The sequence below is a fragment of the Oerskovia paurometabola genome, from assembly GCF_016907365.1.
Classification (GTDB): Bacteria; Actinomycetota; Actinomycetes; order Actinomycetales; family Cellulomonadaceae; genus Oerskovia; species Oerskovia paurometabola.
In genome coordinates this window covers 4,125,257-4,142,413 of sequence record NZ_JAFBBV010000001.1, presented here as the reverse complement: position 1 = coordinate 4,142,413, position 17,157 = coordinate 4,125,257, and the positions used below count along the sequence as shown (strand labels likewise).

The window sequence follows — 17,157 nt, the reverse complement described above, 5'->3', positions numbered from 1 at the left end:
CGACCTTCCGACCCGCAGACCAGTTCACACGAGGAGCAGGCAGTGCCCACCTTCGAGCAGTTCAAGCTCCCCGACGCCGGCGAGGGACTCACCGAGGCGGAGATCGTGCAGTGGCACGTCGCCGTCGGCGACGAGGTCACGGTCAACCAGACGATCGTGGAGATCGAGACCGCCAAGTCGCTCGTCGAGCTCCCTTCGCCCTACACGGGCGTCGTGACCGAGCTCCTCGCGGCCGAGGGCGACACGGTCGAGGTCGGCGTGCCGATCATCGTGGTCGACACCGACCCGACGGGCGGGCCGTCGGCTCCCGCCGCCCCCGCGGAGCAAGCCCCCGCTGCCGAGGGCAGCGGTGCGGTCCTGGTCGGCTACGGCGTCGCCGAGCAGGCGAGCGCGCGTCGCCCGCGCCGCGGCGCCGCGACGGCCTCCGCCGCAGGCCCGACGGCGCAGCGCCCCGCTCCCGCCGACGCGCCCTCCGCTCCGGCGACCCCGGCGCCCGGCGCACCCGCGCAGGCGACGCGACCGGCGCCGTCGGGCCCCATCCGTGCCCTGGTCTCCGCCGCGACCGCCGGACGGACCGTCCTCGCCAAGCCCCCCGTGCGCAAGCTCGCGCGCGACCTGGGCGTCGAGCTCGCGTCCGTGCCCGCGACCGGGCCCGGCGGGATCATCACGCGCGAGGACGTGCTCGCCTACAACGCGCGCTCCGAGCCGCGCACGCTCGCGACCTACGCGGGCGACGACTCGCCCTGGCTCAACGACGCGGGCACCGGGTCGTCCGTGACCCCCGACGGACGCCAGACCCGCGTGCCCGTGAAGTCCGTCCGCAAGCGCACGGCCGAAGCGATGGTCCAGAGCGCGTTCACGGCACCGCACGTGACCGAGTTCCACACGGTCGACGTCACCAAGACCATGAAGCTCGTCGCGAGGCTCCGCGAGGACCGCGAGTTCAAGGACGTGCGCGTCACACCCCTGCTCATCACGGCCCGCGCGCTGCTGCTCGCGGTGCGCCGCCACCCCGACATCAACGCGAGCTGGGACGAGGCCGCGCAGGAGATCGTCTACAAGCACTACGTGAACCTGGGGATCGCGGCCGCGACGCCCCGCGGGCTCGTCGTGCCGAACATCAAGGACGCGCACCGCCTCGACCTCAAGGGTCTCGCCCAAGGGCTCTCCGACCTCACGGCCACGGCCCGCGCGGGTCGCACGTCGCCCGCCGACATGTCCGACGGGACGATCACGATCACCAACGTGGGCGTGTTCGGGATCGACACGGGCACCCCGATCCTCAACCCGGGCGAGGCCGCGATCCTCGCGTTCGGCGCGATCCGCGAGCAGCCCTGGGTCCACAAGGGCAAGATCAAGAAGCGCTGGGTCACGCAGCTCGCGCTGAGCTTCGACCACCGCCTGGTCGACGGCGCGCTCGGAGCGTACGTGCTGAGCGACGTCGCGAAGATCCTCGAGGACCCGGCCCAGGCGCTCGTCTGGGGTTGACGGCCCCGCCGGGCGCTGCGGAGAGACCGCCGACGCCTCAGCGGATGCACGATGATCGGTGTGCGGTCGGGCAGTCCCCTCGCCGCTAGGGTGTGCGCATGCGAAGTCGCTCAGGCCTGGTGATCGGTGCGTTGTTCGTGACCCTCTCGGTGACCGGCTGTGCCGCCCCCGCCCCCGCCTCCGCCCCCGCCCCGTCTCCGTCCCCGCCGCCGGTGACGACGGCGACGGCGGGCCGGCGACCCCAGGCCCCGTCGCCGTCACGTCGAGCGGTGAGGCGACCTCCGCACCGGGGGCCGACGGTGCAGCAGCACGCGAGCGGGCCCAGGCCTGGCTGGACGCGGCGGTCGTGCCGCCCGGAGCGATCCGATCCGACTCCAGCGTCGCCACCTTCACCTCCTTCACCGGCTGGTCGTGCGGGCCGGTCGAAGAGCTCGAGGCGTTCTGGAAGATCCCTGGTGCGACCGTCAGCGAGACGGCCAACTGGCTGAGGGAGAACCCGACCGCGGACCTCGTCACGACAGCCTGGGCGCCCGTGCCCGACGATCCGCCGGTCGACTCCGCGATGGTCGGCAACGCGCCTGCGTCGAGCTCGCACGAAGGAGTCGTCTACACCGTCATGAGGACAGGCGACGGCGTGGCGGTGCGGGCCGAGATCGCGGCGCTCGTCGCCCCCGGCCCCTGTGCCCCGCCCCCTGGCGGAGGGACGTGGGGAGCACCCGGCCAGGGGTAGGACCTCACGGCGGCCGGGAGCGGCCGGGCGTGGCAGGTGGTGCGGGGAGACGTCAGTGACTCGCGGCGCTCCAGCGGTCCTGCGTGTCCGACGGCAGGCCGTCGTCGTAGGTCCAGCCGGCGGGTCGTCGCGTGGGGTCGAACCAGACGTGGCCCCCACGGGTCCAGCGGCGGCGGTAGGCGATGATGCGCTCGGGGGTCGTGTCGTCGATCCCGCTCTCGGACCCGCAGCAGTCGCAGATCGTGTGGGTGGGGCCGTCGAGCGTCCAGCCCGGCTCGTCGAGGTACCAGGCGCACACGCGGCACAGGGCCGCGCTGTGGTCGACGTCCTTCGGTGCGGACGCACTCGTCAGGCGGACGAGCGCGGCGAGCGCGCGCAGCGGGTTGACCGCTCCGGATGCAGCGGTGCTCTGTCGCGGCATGCGTGGATCCTTTTCTCGAATCTCAACCCCTGGACGTGGGTCCAGCGGTTCGCCCCGTCGTGCAGCGGTCGGAGCGCGCCCAGCCCGGCCGCCGTCGAAGGGACTGGCGCGAGTCTAAACCGGGTCGGTCGGGCTCGGGCAGGATGAAACGCCGGACGGCCCGGATATCACCTGACGGTTTGGTCACTGTGCTCCCCCGCAGTCCTCCGAGCGGGTGCTGCAGAGGCTCTCACAGCGGGGCCGGCCGCGGTGTGCGCAAACCCTTACGGACGGGAAACGGGCGCCGCGTCCGGCAGAAACACGCGCTTCCTACGGTCACGGGTACCGGTCGGGCGTCGCTCGACGTGCCGGTTCACCCGGTCCCAGGTCCCACCCCGGTCCCACCAGGAGGCGCCATGTCCGTCCCCGCAGGCCCTACCCCGCAGGTCACGACCGCAACGCCCAGGCGGCCGTCGGTGCCACCGGCGGCCCCGTCCGCCGCAGCGACCCCGTCGTCTCGTCGTCGTGGCCGCTGGATCGAGCACTGGGACCCCGAGGACCCGACCTTCTGGCGCGACGGCGGCCGCGCCGTCGCCACCCGCAACCTGTGGATCTCGGTCTTCGCCGAGTTCCTCGGGTTCGCCGTGTGGGCCCTGTGGTCGATCGTCGTGCCGCAGCTCGGCACGGCCGGCTTCGCCTTCACCGTGGACCAGCAGTTCTGGCTCATCGCCGTCCCGAGCCTCGTGGGCGCGACCCTGCGCATCCCGTACACGTTCGCGGTGCCGCTGTTCGGCGGACGCAACTGGACGATCGCGTCCGCGCTGCTGCTCCTGGTGCCCACGGTCTCGCTCGCGGTCGTCGTGCAGGACCCGCAGACGCCGTTCGGCGTGATGCTGCTCGTCGCGGCGCTCGCCGGGGTCGGCGGCGGCAACTTCGCGTCCTCCATGGCCAACATCTCGTTCTTCTACCCGGAGAGGGAGAAGGGCAGAGCGCTCGGCCTCAACGCCGCAGGCGGCAACCTCGGGACCGCCGCCGTCCAGCTCGCGGTGCCGCTCGTGATCGTCACGGGGGCGGGCATCGCCCTGGAACGTGCGGGTCTCATGATGATCCCGTTCGTCCTGGTCGCGGCGTTCCTCGCCTGGCGGTACATGGACAACCTGTCGCACGCCACGGCCGACGTCCGCTCGTTCGCGTCCGCGACCCGCAACCGGCACACGTGGATCATCTCGTTCCTCTACATCGGGACGTTCGGGTCGTTCATCGGCTACTCGGGTGCGTTCCCGACGCTCCTCAAGAACCAGTTCCCCGAGGTCACGCTCTCGATCGCCTTCCTCGGTGCGCTCGTGGGTGCGGTGTCCCGCCCGCTCGGCGGGATCGTCGCCGACAGGGTGGGGGGCGCACGCGTGACGATCGCGGCGTTCGGTGTCATGGCCGTCGGGGCGTTCGGCGCGATCCAGGCCCTGGGGTCGCACTCGTTCGGGCTGTTCTTCGGCTCGTTCCTGCTGCTGTTCGTCGCGACGGGCATCGGCAACGGCGCGACCTACCGCATGATCCCCGCGGTCTTCGCGGCGTCGGGGGAGGCGACGGCGAAGGGGCTGCCCGACGACGAGCGCGCCGCCCACCGCACCCGCGTCCGCAAGGCGGCCGCGGGCTGCATCGGGATCGCAGGGGCCGTCGGGGCGTTCGGCGGGTTCCTCATCCCGCGCGGCTTCGCGGTCTCGAACGACCTCGCGGGGTCGCTCGTCCCGGCGCTGTGGATCTTCATCGGCGTGTACGCGGTCATGGCCGCGGTCACGTGGGCCGTCTACCAGCGCCGGGGTGCGGCACTGGCCTCGGCGGGGATCTGAGCGTGGCCCGCTCGGCTCCCGGCCCCGGCGTGGCCGCACTCCCCGGGCGAGCGGCGCCGTCGGGCAGGGACACGCACTGCCCCTACTGCGCGCTGCAGTGCGGCATGACGCTCACGCCCGCGCAGGACCGTGGGCCCGACGGCGCGGGCTCGCCCCGCGCGGTCGTCGCACCGCGCGAGTTCCCCACCAACAAGGGCGGGCTGTGCCAGAAGGGCTGGACCAGCGCGAGCCTGCTCACGGCGAGCGACCGGCTCACGGTCCCGCTCGTGCGCGACCGCACGGTCGACGCGGCGGGCGACGTGACCCGCGGCGAGCTGCGGCCCGCGACGTGGGACGAGGCGCTCGACCGGGTCGCCCGCGAGATCACCGCGATCCAGGGTGACTCCGGGCGGGACGCGGTCGCGGTCTTCGGCGGCGGGGGACTCACCAACGAGAAGGCGTACGCGCTGGGAAAGCTCGCACGGACCGTCCTGCGGACCGCGAACATCGACTACAACGGGCGCTTCTGCATGGCGAGCGCGGCGGCCGGGGCGAACCGGGCGTTCGGTGCCGACCGGGGGCTGCCGTTCCCGCTCGCGGACCTCGCGGGGGCCGACGCGGTGCTGCTGCTCGGCTCGAACCCGGCCGAGACCATGCCGCCCTCGGTCCAGCACCTCGCGGGGGTGCGCTCGCGCGGCGGGCTCGTGGTCGTGGACCCACGACGCACGGCGACGGCCGCGCTCACGGGCGCGGGGGCGCCCGGCGGTGCGGCGGACGCGCCGCCGCAGGGCGTCCACCTGCAGCCGGTGCCGGGCACCGACCTCGTGGTGCTGCTCGCGCTCCTGCACGTCGTGTGGGCCGAGGGTCTCGCCGACGAGGAGTACCTCGCCGCGCGCGTGTCCGGGGTCGAGGACGTGCGCCGCGCGGTCGCGGCCTGGTGGCCCGAGCGCGCCGAGACCGTGTGCGGGATCGCGGCCGACGACCTCCGCCGGGTCGCGCGGCTGCTCGCGGCGGCCTCGCCCTCGCGCGGCGGGCGCGGTGCGTACGTCCTGACGGGGCGGGGCGTCGAGCAGTCGACGCAGGGCACCGCGACCGTCACCGCGGCGATCGACCTGGCGCTCGTGCTCGGCCTGCCCGGTCGGACCGGTTCCGGGTACGGCGCGATCACGGGGCAGGGCAACGGGCAGGGCGGCCGGGAGCACGGACAGAAGGCCGACCAGCTCCCCGGCTACCGCAAGATCGACGACCCGGCCGCGCGCGCCCACGTCGCCGCGGTGTGGGGCGTGGACCCCGCCTCGCTGCCCGGGCCGGGCAAGCCTGCGGTCGAGCTGCTGCGCTCGCTCGGGACACCGGGAGGGCCGCGCGCGCTGCTCGTGCACGGGTCCAACGTGCTGGTCAGCGCCCCGAACGCGACGTCCGTCGCCGAGCGGCTCGACGCCCTGGACCTGCTCGTGGTGTGCGACCTGGTGCCGTCCGAGACCGCGCTGCGCGCCGACGTCGTGCTGCCCGTGACGCAGTGGGCCGAGGAGGAGGGGACCATGACCTCGCTCGAGGGGCGCGTGATCCGCCGCCGGCAGGCCGTGACGCCGCCGGCCGGCGTGCGGTCCGAGCTGTGGGTCTTCGCCGAGCTCGCGCGCAGGCTGGGCTCGACCGTGCCCTTCCCGCTGGAACCGGCCGAGGTGTTCGACGAGCTGGCCCGGGCCTCGGCGGGCGGCGTCGCGGACTACTCGGGGCTCAGCCACGCGCGGCTCGACGCCGACGAGGCCGCGGGCGGGCCGGGGCTGTTCTGGCCGGTGCCGGCCGGCCCGGTCGGGGGAGAGGCGCACCCCGGCACCCCGCGGATGTTCCTCGACCGCTTCCACACCCCCGACGGGCGCGCGCGCATGGTCGCGGTCGACCACGTCGGCCCCAGCGACGACCTGCGGCCCGACGCCCCGGTCTACCTCGTGACGGGCCGCGTCCTGCAGCACTACCAGTCGGGAGCGCAGACCCGCCGCGTCGCCGACCTCGACCGGATCGTGCCCGGTCCGTTCGTCGAGATGCACCCGATCCTCGGCTTCCGCCTGGGTGTCCAGGACGGGGACCCGGTGCGCCTCACGTCGGCGCGAGGCGAGGTCCGGGCGCCCGCGCGGTGGAGCGACAGGATCCGCCCCGACACGGTCTTCATGCCCTTCCACTGGAGCGGCGCCGGGAGCGTCAACCGCATCACGACCGACGCGACGGACCCGATCTCCGGGATGCCCGAGTTCAAGGTCTGCGCGGTCGCGGTCGCGCCGGATCCTGACGCGGACCCGGATGCGCACGTGGGCCGGACTCTCGAGCGCTCCGGGGAGGTGGTCGCATGACCGACACCATGTTCCGGGTCGTCGTCGTGGGCGACGGCATGGTCGGGTCGAGGTTCGTGGCCGACCTGCTCGCGAGCGTCGGACCGGGTCGGGTCCGCGTCACGGTGCTCGGCGGCGAGGAGTACGAGCCGTACAACCGCGTCCTGCTGAGCGAGGTCGTCGCGGGTCGGGCCGACATCGGTGCGCTGACCATGCCCTCGGCGGGCGACGGGAGGGTCGAGGTGCACCGCGGTGCGCCCGCGATCGCGATCGACCGCGCCGCGCGCACCGTGCTCACGAGCGACGGGGCCTTCGGCTACGACGCGGTGGTGCTCGCGACGGGCTCTGCCGCGCGCGTCCCGGACGTCCCGGGCCTGCGGTCGGGACCCGGCGGGTCGCTGCCCGCGGGGGTGCACGCCCTGCGCACGCTCGACGACGCGCGCGAGATCGTCGCAGCGACCGCCAACGCGCGACGCGCCGTCGTGATCGGGGCCGGGGTCCTGGGGCTCGAGGTCGCGTGCGGCCTGGCTCGCCGCGGTCTCGCGGTGACCGTGGTGCACGGTGGTGCGAGCCCCATGGACCGTCAGCTCGGCCCCGACGCGGGCCTCGCGGCCCTGCGCACGCTCGCCGAGCTCGGGATCACGGTACGGATCGGGGCACGCACACGCGAGGTCGTGGTGCGCCGCGTCGGCGACGGGGGCGCGGCGCTCTCGGGGCTCGTCCTCGTGCCCGACGGCGGACGCACGCCTCGCGCGACCGGCGCACCGGGGGCTGGGGCCACCGGAGGGCCCGCTGCCGCGGGCCCGTCCGGACCGGCCGACGAGATCCCGGCCGACCTGCTCGTGCTCGCGTGCGGGACGGTGCCCGAGGCGACTCTCGCCCGGACCGCTGGCCTGACGGTGGACCGGGGCGTCGTCGTCGGGCAGGGGCTGTCGAGCCCCGACGACCCGGACGTCCACGCGATCGGTGACTGCGCGCAGCCGCCCGAGGGCGGGACGGGGCTGATCGCGCAGGGGTGGGAGCAGTCGCGGCGGCTCGCGGCGCGGCTCGCCCTCCGGGTGTCCCGGACGGAACCTGGGGGCGCGCCGGGGCGTCCTGCGCACGACCCCGCCGGGGCGAGGCCGCGACCCCGCGTCCGGTTCGTCGACGAGGACCGGCCGAGCATGGCGCTGCGGATCGCGCTCGACGTCGAGCGGAGCGCAGGGGGTCCGCCGAGTCGCGGCCTGCGCGAGACGCGGCCAACGGGGGGCCACGGCGCCCAGGAACCCCGGCTGGCCGCACCTGGGGACGACCCTCGCGGCGGTGGGGCGAGGTCGTCGCCCGGAGAGATGCCGGCGCGAGAGGTGCCACCCGCGCCCAGCGCACCGCCCTCGCCGCCCACGGCGCCACCCACGGACGTCGTGCGGCTCAAGGCCGCGGGCCTCGACGTGGTCGCGATGGGTGTCTGCGGGTCACGGCGTCCCCACGACCCGACCCATCGGACGCTCCGCCTGACCGACCCCGACGCGGGCCGGCACGTCGAGGTCGTGGTCGCGGGCGGGTTCCTCGTCGGGGCGACCGTGGTCGGCGCCCCGCAGATCGGTGCCGACCTCACCGCGGCCTACACACGCCGGGTCCCCGTGCCCGCGGACCCGGCCCACCTGCTGCTGCGACCCGTCGCGCAGGCGGCCGCTCCGGCGTCGGACCCCACGCACATGCCCGACCGGACCACGGTGTGCAGCTGCAACGGGGTGACCAAGGGCGACGTCGTCGCGAGCTGGCGCGAGGGGGCGCGCAGCACCATGGACATCGCCCGCACGACGCGCGCGACGACCGGGTGCGGCGGGTGCAAGGACGTCGTGTGCGGGCTCGCCGACTGGTTGCGGCGCGCGGACCCGGAGCAGGGCGGCCCCGCACCCGCGCTCCCCGCCGCCCCGGAACCGGCTGGCGCCCCGCGCTGACAGGACTCCCGGGGCGCCGCTCGAGGGCGCGCGGCGCGTTCTCACGTGCGGGCCCAGGCGGGCGTGAGAAGAACGTTACGGCGGGGCAAAGGGGCGGGAGCGGCGCGGAAACCGCGCATCCCTAGTGTCCGGAGCAGCAGCCGCTTCCCGGACACCCGGACCGCACCCCCCAGGAGCCCCCGTGACCGCATCATCGAGATCTTCCCGTCACCTCGTGGTCGTCGGCGGCGGCATGGTCGCCCAGCGTCTCGTCGAGGCGTTGCGCGCCCGTGACACCGCCGGCGAGTGGCGGGTCACCGTCTTCGCCGAGGAGCCTCGCCACCCGTACGACCGCGTGGCGCTGACCTCGTACTTCTCGGCGCGCGACCCCGAGGAGCTCACCCTCGGCGACCCCGCGCTGTGGGACGACCCGCTCGTGCGCCTGGTGCGCGACTGCCGCGTCGACTCGATCGACCGCGAGGCACGTCAGGTCACCGACCGCCTGGGCCGGGTCCACGACTACGACGAGCTCGTGCTCGCGACGGGCTCCGACGCGGCGCGCCCCCCGATCCCGGGCAACGAGCTGCCGGGCGTGTTCGTGTACCGCACGATCGACGACGTCGCGGCCCTGCGCGGGTGGGTCGAGGCCAAGCGCGAGGAGCGGGCCGGGACGTCGTACGACCGCCCGGTGCGCGGCGCGGTCATCGGTGGCGGCCTCCTGGGGCTCGAGGCCGCGGGAGCGCTCAAGGCGCTCGGCGCCCAGGCGACCGTCATCCAGTTCGGGACGCACCTCATGGACGCGCAGGTCGACCTGGGCGGCGGGCAGGCGCTCGGTCGCCTCATCAACGACATGGGCATCGCGGTGCGCGTGAGCACCGCGACCCAGCAGATGCGGCCCGCGCGCGCCACGGGTCACGTGGGCCGCCTCGACTTCGTGGACGGCGGGCGGCTCGACGTCGACGTGGTCGTCCTGGCGACGGGCGTCCGGCCGCGCGACGAGCTGGCCCGGGACGCGGGCCTGCCGGTCGGCGAGCGCGGCGGCGCGGTCGTCGACCTGTCGTGCCGGACGCCGGACCCGCACGTGTGGGCGGTCGGCGAGGTCGCGTGCATCGAGGGCAGGTGCCTGGGGCTCGTGGCCCCGGGGTACGCGATGGCCGAGGTCGTCGTGGACCGGTTGCTGGGCGGCGCGGCGACGTTCCCTGGCGCGGACACCGCGACCAGGCTCAAGCTGCGGGGCGTGGACGTCGCGAGCTTCGGCGACGCGTTCGCGCGCACCGAGGGCGCCATGGAGCTCGTCTGGGCGGACCCCGTCGCGGGCGTCTACAAGAAGCTCGTCCTGTCCGACGACGCGCGCACGCTCCTGGGCGGCGTGTTCGTGGGCGACGCGACGCCGTACGCGGCCCTGCGGCCCATGGTCGGGCGCGAGCTGCCGGGCGACCCCGGCTCGTACCTCCTGCCCGAGGGCGCTGCGGCCGGCGGCGCGGCGGGGCTCGAGCTGCCCGACGACGCCACGGTGTGCTCGTGCAACAACGTCGCCGCAGGGACGATCCGCGGGGCCGTGACCGAGCACGCGTGCACCGACGTCGCCGCGGTCAAGGCCTGCACCCGGGCGGGCACGAGCTGCGGCTCGTGCCTCCCTCTCGTCAAGAGGCTCACGACGACCGAGCTCGAGAAGGCCGGGATCGAGGTCTCGAACGCGCTGTGCGAGCACTTCGAGCTCTCGCGGGCGCAGCTCTTCGACGCGGTCCGCGTCGCGGACCTGCACACGTTCAGCGAGATCATCGCGCGGTTCGGTCGCGTCCCGGCCGCCGTCGAGGAGATGCCCGACGGCGTCGCCCCGGCCGGGCTCCCGGCCGCGGGCCCCGGCCGTGGGTGCGACATCTGCAAGCCGGTCGTGGCGTCGGTCCTGGCCTCGTTGGGCAACGGTCACATCCTGACGGGCGAGCAGGCCGCGCTCCAGGACACCAACGACCACGTCATGGCGAACATGCAGAAGGACGGCACGTACTCGGTGGTCCCGCGCATCCCGGGCGGGGAGATCACGCCCGAGGGGCTGCTCGTGATCGGGCAGGTCGCGAAGGACTTCGGGCTCTACACCAAGATCACGGGCGGCCAGCGGATCGACATGTTCGGGGCGCGGATCGAGCAGCTCCCGCTGATCTGGCGCCGGCTGGTCGACGCGGGCATGGAGTCGGGGCAGGCGTACGGGAAGTCGCTGCGGACCGTGAAGTCGTGCGTGGGGTCGACGTGGTGCCGGTTCGGGGTGCAGGACTCGGTGGGCATGGCCGTCCGCCTCGAGCTGCGGTACCGCGGCCTGCGTTCGCCGCACAAGATCAAGCTCGGCGTCTCGGGCTGCGCACGCGAGTGCGCCGAGGCGCGCGGCAAGGACGTGGGCGTGATCGCGACCGACAAGGGCTGGAACGTGTACGTGGGCGGCAACGGCGGCTTCACGCCCCGGCACGCGCGGCTCCTCGCGGAGGACCTCGACGACGAGACGCTGATCAGGACGATCGACCGTTTCCTGCTGTACTACGTGCGCACCGCGGACCGGCTCCAGCGCACGTCGGTGTGGGTCGAGGAGGTCGAGGGCGGGCTCGACGGGATCCGCGCCGTGATCCTCGAGGACTCGCTGGGCATCGCGGCCGACCTCGACGCCGCGATGGCGCTCCACGTGGACGCGTACGAGGACGAGTGGCGCGCGGTCCTGGAGGACCCCGAGAAGCTCAAGCGGTTCGGGTCGTTCGTCAACGCGCCCACGACGGCGGACCCGGACCTCGCGTACGTGGCCGAGCGCGGGCAGCCACGGCCGGCGACGACCGCGGAGCGTGCAGGTGCCGTGCTGATCGCCGGGACGACGTTGGAGGTGCGGGCATGAGCGCGCAGATCGTGGGCACGACGGGCACGATGGCCCCGACGACTGCGTCGGTGGGCGCGTCGGTGGGTGCGGCGCAGGACGCACAGGTCGGCCCGGCGTGGCAGCCCGTGTGCCGCGTCGCGGACCTCGCGGTCGAGCGCGGGGCCGCGGCGCTCGTCGGCGGGCAGCAGGTCGCGCTCTTCCGCCTGACCGACGACCGCGTGCTCGCGGTCCAGCAGCTCGACCCGTTCAGCGGCGCGAACGTCATGTCGCGCGGCATCGTCGGGACGCGCCGCGGGGTGCCGACCGTCGCGTCGCCGATGTACAAGCAGGTCTTCGCGCTCGAGACGGGAGAGTGCCTCGACGCGGTCGGGTTCCTCCCCGTGCTCGTGGCGGGCCCGGACCTGGCGACGTGGCCGGTCGAGGTGCGCGACGGCGTCGTGCACGTCGCGGCGCCGACCGGCCCCACCCCGTGAGGGCCGCCTCGGTGCCGAGCATGCGGTTGTCGTCGGGATCCGGCCCGGATCGGACGCCCACCGCATGCTCGGCGGACGGTCACCGCATGTTCGGCGCCGGCGGCACCGGGCACGGCGGCTCGGTCGTGCTCGTGGGCGGCGGACCTGGTGCCGTCGACCTCCTCACGGTGCGCGCCTGGCGTGCGCTCGTGAGCGCCGACGTCGTCGTGACCGACCGCCTCGGGCCTACCGAGGTCCTCGCCGAACTGCCCGCGGGCGTCGAGATCATCGACGTCGGCAAGACCCCGGGCCACCACCCTGTCCCGCAGCACGAGATCAACGCGATCCTCGTCGAGCAGGCCCGCCGCGGGCGACGCGTGGTCCGGCTCAAGGGCGGCGACCCGTTCGTCTACGGGCGGGGCGGGGAGGAGGTCCTCGCGTGCCGGGCCGCGGGCGTCCCGGTCGAGGTCGTGCCCGGCGTGAGCAGCGCGCTGTCCGTGCCGGCGCTCGCGGGCATCCCGCTCACGCACCGCGGGACGGTCGGCGCGTTCCTGGTCGTCAACGGTCATGAGCCCCTGGGCGTGGTCGCGCTGGCCGCGGTGCGCGACCGCACGGCTACCCTGGTGATCCTCATGGGAGTGTCGATGCTGAGCGAGATCACGGACCAGGCGGTCACCGCCGGGGCCGACGTCGCCACGCCCGTCGCCGTGGTCGAGTCCGGTTCCACGCAGCACCAGCGGGTCACGCGCGCCACCCTCGGGACGCTCGTCCGCCGCGCGGCCGACGCCGGGATCCGCGCGCCGGCGGTCGTCGTCGTGGGCGACGTCGCGGCCGAGGGGCTGCTCGTCCCGGACGCGACGACGCCCCTGCCCGGGCTGACCGTGCTCGTGCCGGAGCCCGCCCTGTGACGGGGCAGGCCACGGACGTCACCGATGCCACGGACGAGCCCACCGGCGAGCACCGGCCCACGCTGGGCCAGGTCATGGCCGGCTGCACGGTCCTCGTCACGGCCGACCGCCGTTCGGCCGAGCTCGCCGCGGCCCTGTCCCGCCGGGGCGCCGAGGTGCGGCACGCGCCGGCCCTGAGCATGGTGCCCAACGAGGACGACGAGGCGTTGCTCGCGGGTACGCGCGACCTGATCGCACGCCCGCCCGACGTCGTGGTCGTGACCACGGGCATCGGTTTCCGCGGCTGGATCGAGGCCGCCGACGCGCACGGCCTGGCCGACGAGCTGCTCGACGTCATGAGCCGCGCCCGACTGGTCGCGCGCGGTCCCAAGGCGCGCGGCGCGATCCAGGCCGCAGGACTCCAGGCCGACTGGGTCGCCGAGTCGGAGACGTCGGGCGAGATCGCCGACGTGCTGCTCGGGGAAGGGGTCGACGGGCTGCGGATCGCGGTCCAGCACCACGGGGCGGGGGCCGACGGCCTCGACGTGGTCTTCGCACAGGCGGGGGCCGACGTCGCGAGCCTCATCGTGTACCGCTGGGGGCCGCCGCCGGACGAGACCGCGCTCCGGTCGTCGGTCCACGCGGCAGCGGGCGGCGAGATCGACGCGGTCGTCTTCACGTCGGCCCCGGGCGCCGAGGCATGGCTCGCGGCGGCCGAGTCCGCGGGCGTCGGCGACGCGGTCGTGGCGCGGTTCACGCGCGGCGCCATGATCGCGGCCGCGGTCGGCCCCATCACGGCCCGACCCCTCGCGCACCGCGGCATCCCGACGCTCCAGCCGGACCGCGGCCGCCTCGGGGCGCTGGTCCGCACGCTCGTCGGGCACTACGAGCACGCCGAGACCCTGGCGCTCGTGACCGTCGCGGGCAACCTGCAGATCCGCTCGCGCGTCGCGGTGCTCGACGGCCGCGTCCTGCCGCTCTCGCCCACGGGCCTCGACGTACTGCGTCTGCTGGCCGCCCGTGCCGGGGACATCGTGACGCGGGACCAGGTCCTCGCGGCCCTGCCCGGCGACTCGCGCGACCCGCACGCCGCCGAGGTCGCGGTCGCCCGGCTGCGCGAGGCGGTCGGTGACCGCACCCTCGTCAAGACCGTCGTCAAACGTGGCTATCGACTGGAGCTGGCATGAGCACGGAGATCCTGGGTTTCCCCTCCGACGCGACCGAGGGGAGCGCGCCGTCCGCCGCCGCGGGCAGCCGTGCGAGCGGCGTGGGCGCAGCCGTGCTCGTCGGCTGCTCGCACGGCACCAACAACCCGGACGGTCAGGCCGCGATCCGCGCGATCCTCGCGGACGTCCGCGCGACCCGCCCCGACCTCGACGTCCGCGAGGCGTTCGTCGACGTCCAGCAGCCCGAGGTCGCCGACGTCGTCACGCAGGCCGTCGCGCCGCCCGCCACGGGCGCGGGCCCCGGCGGGGCGGCCGTCGTCGTGCCGCTGCTGCTGTCCACGGGCTTCCACGTGGACGTCGACATCACCGAGGCCGTCTCGCCCGCGCACTCCGGTCGCGGCCCCCAGCACGGACCCGCGACCGCGGCCCGTGCGCTCGGCCCCGACCCGCGCCTCGCCGAGATCCTCGCCGACCGCCTGGCCGAGGCCGGGGTCCGCCCGCACGACGCCGTGGTCCTGGCAGCGGCCGGGTCGAGCAAGGCGGGCGCCGCGCGCGACGTCGAGGACGTCGCCGAGCTCCTGCGCGCGCACCATGACGGCCCCGTCACGGTCGGGTTCGGCGCCATGGCCACCCCGTCCGTGCGCGAGGCCGTCGCGTCCGCCCGCGAGACGCTCGCCGCGACGCCTCCTCGGGGTCGGACGACCACCGCCCCGGGCGAGCCCTTCGACGACGACCTCGCGGCGTCGTCGGGCAGCGAGCCGACCGACGTCCCGCGCGTGGTCGTCGCCGCCTACCTGCTCGCCCCCGGCTTCTTCCACGACCGCCTCCTCGAGACCGGTGCCGACCTCGTCACGGCCCCGCTCGCGCCCGACGCGCGCCTGGCAGCGATCGTGCTCGACCGCTACGCCGAGGGCGCCGCGGCGCTCGCGGGCGGTGTCGACGACCCGCGCTGACCCGGCAGGGCGTCGAGAAGCCGGTCGGCTCAGGCCGGGACCCGGGTCCGCGGTGACACGAACGCCGCGAGCAGCGCGATCGCGACCATGACCCCGAAGCACACGACGTACGCCCCGAGCCCCAGGGGCTCGCGCAGCACGACGAGCATCGACCCGGCCACGGCGAGGGCGATGGCCGCGGACAGCGCGTCGGACACCTGGAGCGCCGAGCTGTTCGCGCCCTGCTGGTCCTCGGGGGACAGTGCGAGCGTGAGCACCGAGAGCGTCGGATGGACCAGGCCCATGCCCAGGCCCGCGAACGTCCAGGCGAGCATGCCGACGATCGGCGGCACCGCGGCCCAGGCGAGCAGCACCGTGCCGGAGATGCCGCCCGCGACGAACAACGACCCGACGAGGACGAACCGCGCGTGCGACCAGCCCCAGTGCGCCTTGCCGCGCAGCCACGCGCCGACCGACCAGCCGATCGCCCCGAAGGTGAGGATCCCGCCGGCCTGGGTCGGGGACAGGGCTCTCTCGGACTGGAGGAGCAGGGGCAGCAGGACCTCGGTCCCGGTGAACGCCGCGGCGACCAGGCCGCGGATCGCGATGACCGACGGGAGGCCTCGGGCGGCACGGGCCGTGCCGCGCGGGAGCAGGCGCGGGACGGCGGCGACGACGAGCGCGAGCGCGACGACGAGCGGGACGTACAGTCGCGCCCCCTCCTGCTGGCCGGCGAAGTGCAGCAGCCCGATGCCCACGGCAGCGGCGACCGCCCACCACAGGGCGGCGTTCCGGGACGTGTCGGGGGTGACCTCGCGGCGGTCCTGGCCGACGGCGCGTAGTCCCGGGCGCATCATGAGCACTGCCGGGACGGCGAGCACGGGGACGGCGAGGAAGACCCAGCGCCACCCGAGGTGCTGGACCATGAGCCCCGAGATCACCGGGCCGACGAGCGAGGGCACGACCCATGCTGCGGCGAAGGCAGCGAACACGGCGGGCCGACGGGCCTCGGGGAAGACGCGGGCGACGAGCACGTACAGCGCCACGATGTACATGCCGGTGCCGAGCCCCTGCACCACGCGACCCGCGACGAAGACCTCCATGGTCGGGGCGAGCCCCGAGACGACCAGGCCCGCGAGGAACATGCCCACGCCGCCCCACAGCGACGGGCTCGGTCCGAACCGGTCGCTCCAGCGGCCTGCTGCGACCATGCCGACGACGCTCGCCGCGATCGAGCCCGCGAACGCGACGGCGTAGAGCGCCATGCCGTCGAGGGCCGTGGCGACCGTGTGCATCGCGGTCGCCACCGCGAGGGCCTCGAACGCCCCGAGCAGCACCAGGGCCACCATCCCGACGAGGACGGTGCGCTGGGTCGCGGGCGACAGGCCCGCGCCGGCGGGGGCCTGTGCCGCAGAGGTGGCGGTGGACGGTTCGGTCGGTGCGGACGTCCCTGCGGTCGACGGGGGAGCGGTCGGCGTGTGGGCGTCGCCGATCGCGGCGGCGACCTCGGCCTCGGGGGCCTCGGGGCGTGGCGGTTCCATGTTTCCTCGCAGGGGTGGGCGCGGCCCCGTGGGGGCTGCGCGGTGGGGTGTGCTCGAACGAGCGCTTCGGTTAGTCTCGAACCTCAACCATTGTCGAGGTCAAGTGCTGTTCGTCTCGTCGATGGACGGATTGACGAATGCCTGGAGCAATCATGCCTGACGACGGGCCGCACCCCGATGACGAGCTCACGGTCGGCGAGCTCGCACGCCGCAGCGGCGTCTCGGTGTCCGCCCTGCACTTCTACGAGCGCGAAGGCCTGCTCACGTCCCGCCGCACGCCCGGCAACCAGCGTCGCTACCCCCGGGAGACCTTGCGCCGCGTCTCGTTCATCCGCGTCTCGCAGCGCGTCGGGATCCCGCTCGCCCTGGTCCGCGAGGCCCTCGGCACGCTCCCGCAGAACCGCACGCCGACCGCCAAGGACTGGCGACGCCTGTCGCGGATGTGGCACGCCGACCTCGACGCCCGGATCGAACAGCTCGTGCGCCTGCGTGACCACCTCACGGACTGCATCGGGTGCGGGTGCCTGTCGCTGCGCAAGTGCGTCCTGGCCAACCCGCACGACGTGCTCGCGGAGGAGGGCCCCGGTCCACGGACCCTGCTCGTCGAGGCGCTCGACGACTGACCGCCCGACGAC

At 74.9% G+C, this 17,157-nt stretch carries 13 protein-coding genes; 11 read left to right on the top strand and 2 right to left on the bottom strand.

Annotation, left to right across the window (positions count from 1 at the left end):
• Positions 1-42 precede the first annotated feature (42 nt).
• The gene (locus JOD48_RS18490; protein WP_191790184.1) at positions 43-1,488 is read left to right on the top strand and encodes a dihydrolipoamide acetyltransferase family protein; all 1,446 of its coding nucleotides are present in this window, start codon (positions 43-45) and stop codon (positions 1,486-1,488) included.
• Positions 1,489-1,834: 346 nt separating this feature from the next.
• Positions 1,835-2,218 carry a hypothetical protein gene (locus JOD48_RS18485; RefSeq protein WP_204810033.1) on the top strand — a complete coding sequence of 128 codons (384 nt, stop codon included), beginning with the start codon at positions 1,835-1,837 and terminating at the stop codon, positions 2,216-2,218.
• Positions 2,219-2,270: 52 nt separating this feature from the next.
• Here JOD48_RS18485 and JOD48_RS18480 read toward each other — a convergent pair whose 3' ends face one another.
• Entirely contained in the window at positions 2,271-2,639 is a 369-nt protein-coding gene (locus JOD48_RS18480; protein ID WP_191790186.1) for a hypothetical protein, read from the bottom strand.
• Positions 2,640-3,034: 395 nt separating this feature from the next.
• Here JOD48_RS18480 and JOD48_RS18475 point away from each other — a divergent pair, with 395 nt between their 5' ends.
• From JOD48_RS18475 to JOD48_RS18440, 8 genes are all read left to right on the top strand, one after another.
• On the top strand, positions 3,035-4,465 hold the full coding sequence (locus JOD48_RS18475; protein ID WP_204810032.1) for an MFS transporter: 1,431 nt from the start codon (positions 3,035-3,037) through the stop codon (positions 4,463-4,465).
• A gap of 29 nt (positions 4,466-4,494) precedes the next feature.
• A complete protein-coding gene (locus JOD48_RS18470) occupies positions 4,495-6,789 on the top strand; it encodes a molybdopterin oxidoreductase family protein (RefSeq protein WP_307824320.1) in 2,295 nt (764 codons plus the stop codon).
• Positions 6,786-8,708, top strand: coding sequence for an FAD-dependent oxidoreductase (locus JOD48_RS18465; protein WP_239527492.1), 1,923 nt, complete (start codon positions 6,786-6,788; stop codon positions 8,706-8,708). Before JOD48_RS18470 ends, JOD48_RS18465 begins: the two co-directional genes overlap by 4 nt.
• Positions 8,709-8,940: 232 nt before the next feature.
• Complete coding sequence (gene nirB, locus JOD48_RS18460) at positions 8,941-11,562, top strand: nitrite reductase large subunit NirB (protein WP_191790294.1); 2,622 nt, start codon at positions 8,941-8,943, stop codon at positions 11,560-11,562.
• Positions 11,559-12,017, top strand: a complete 459-nt coding sequence (gene nirD / locus JOD48_RS18455; protein WP_239527489.1) for a nitrite reductase small subunit NirD — start codon at positions 11,559-11,561, stop codon at positions 12,015-12,017. Before nirB ends, nirD begins: the two co-directional genes overlap by 4 nt.
• An 86-nt stretch (positions 12,018-12,103) precedes the next feature.
• The gene (cobA, locus tag JOD48_RS18450; RefSeq protein WP_204810031.1) at positions 12,104-12,904 is read left to right on the top strand and encodes a uroporphyrinogen-III C-methyltransferase; all 801 of its coding nucleotides are present in this window, start codon (positions 12,104-12,106) and stop codon (positions 12,902-12,904) included.
• A 74-nt stretch (positions 12,905-12,978) separates the two neighbouring features.
• Positions 12,979-14,070, top strand: coding sequence for a uroporphyrinogen-III synthase (locus JOD48_RS18445; protein ID WP_191790295.1), 1,092 nt, complete (start codon positions 12,979-12,981; stop codon positions 14,068-14,070).
• Positions 14,067-15,002: a sirohydrochlorin chelatase gene (locus tag JOD48_RS18440; protein WP_191790191.1), complete on the top strand. Its 936-nt coding sequence runs from the start codon at positions 14,067-14,069 to the stop codon at positions 15,000-15,002. The genes JOD48_RS18445 and JOD48_RS18440 overlap by 4 nt, the downstream gene beginning before the upstream one ends.
• 29 nt (positions 15,003-15,031) lie before the next feature.
• Here the strand turns inward: JOD48_RS18440 and JOD48_RS18435 are convergent, their stop codons facing one another.
• Complete coding sequence (locus JOD48_RS18435) at positions 15,032-16,522, bottom strand: MFS transporter (RefSeq protein ID WP_204810030.1); 1,491 nt, start codon at positions 16,520-16,522, stop codon at positions 15,032-15,034.
• A 152-nt stretch (positions 16,523-16,674) separates the two neighbouring features.
• Here JOD48_RS18435 and soxR point away from each other — a divergent pair, with 152 nt between their 5' ends.
• Positions 16,675-17,145, top strand: a complete 471-nt coding sequence (gene soxR, locus JOD48_RS18430) for a redox-sensitive transcriptional activator SoxR (RefSeq protein ID WP_191790193.1) — start codon at positions 16,675-16,677, stop codon at positions 17,143-17,145.
• The last annotated feature ends 12 nt before the right edge of the window (positions 17,146-17,157 follow it).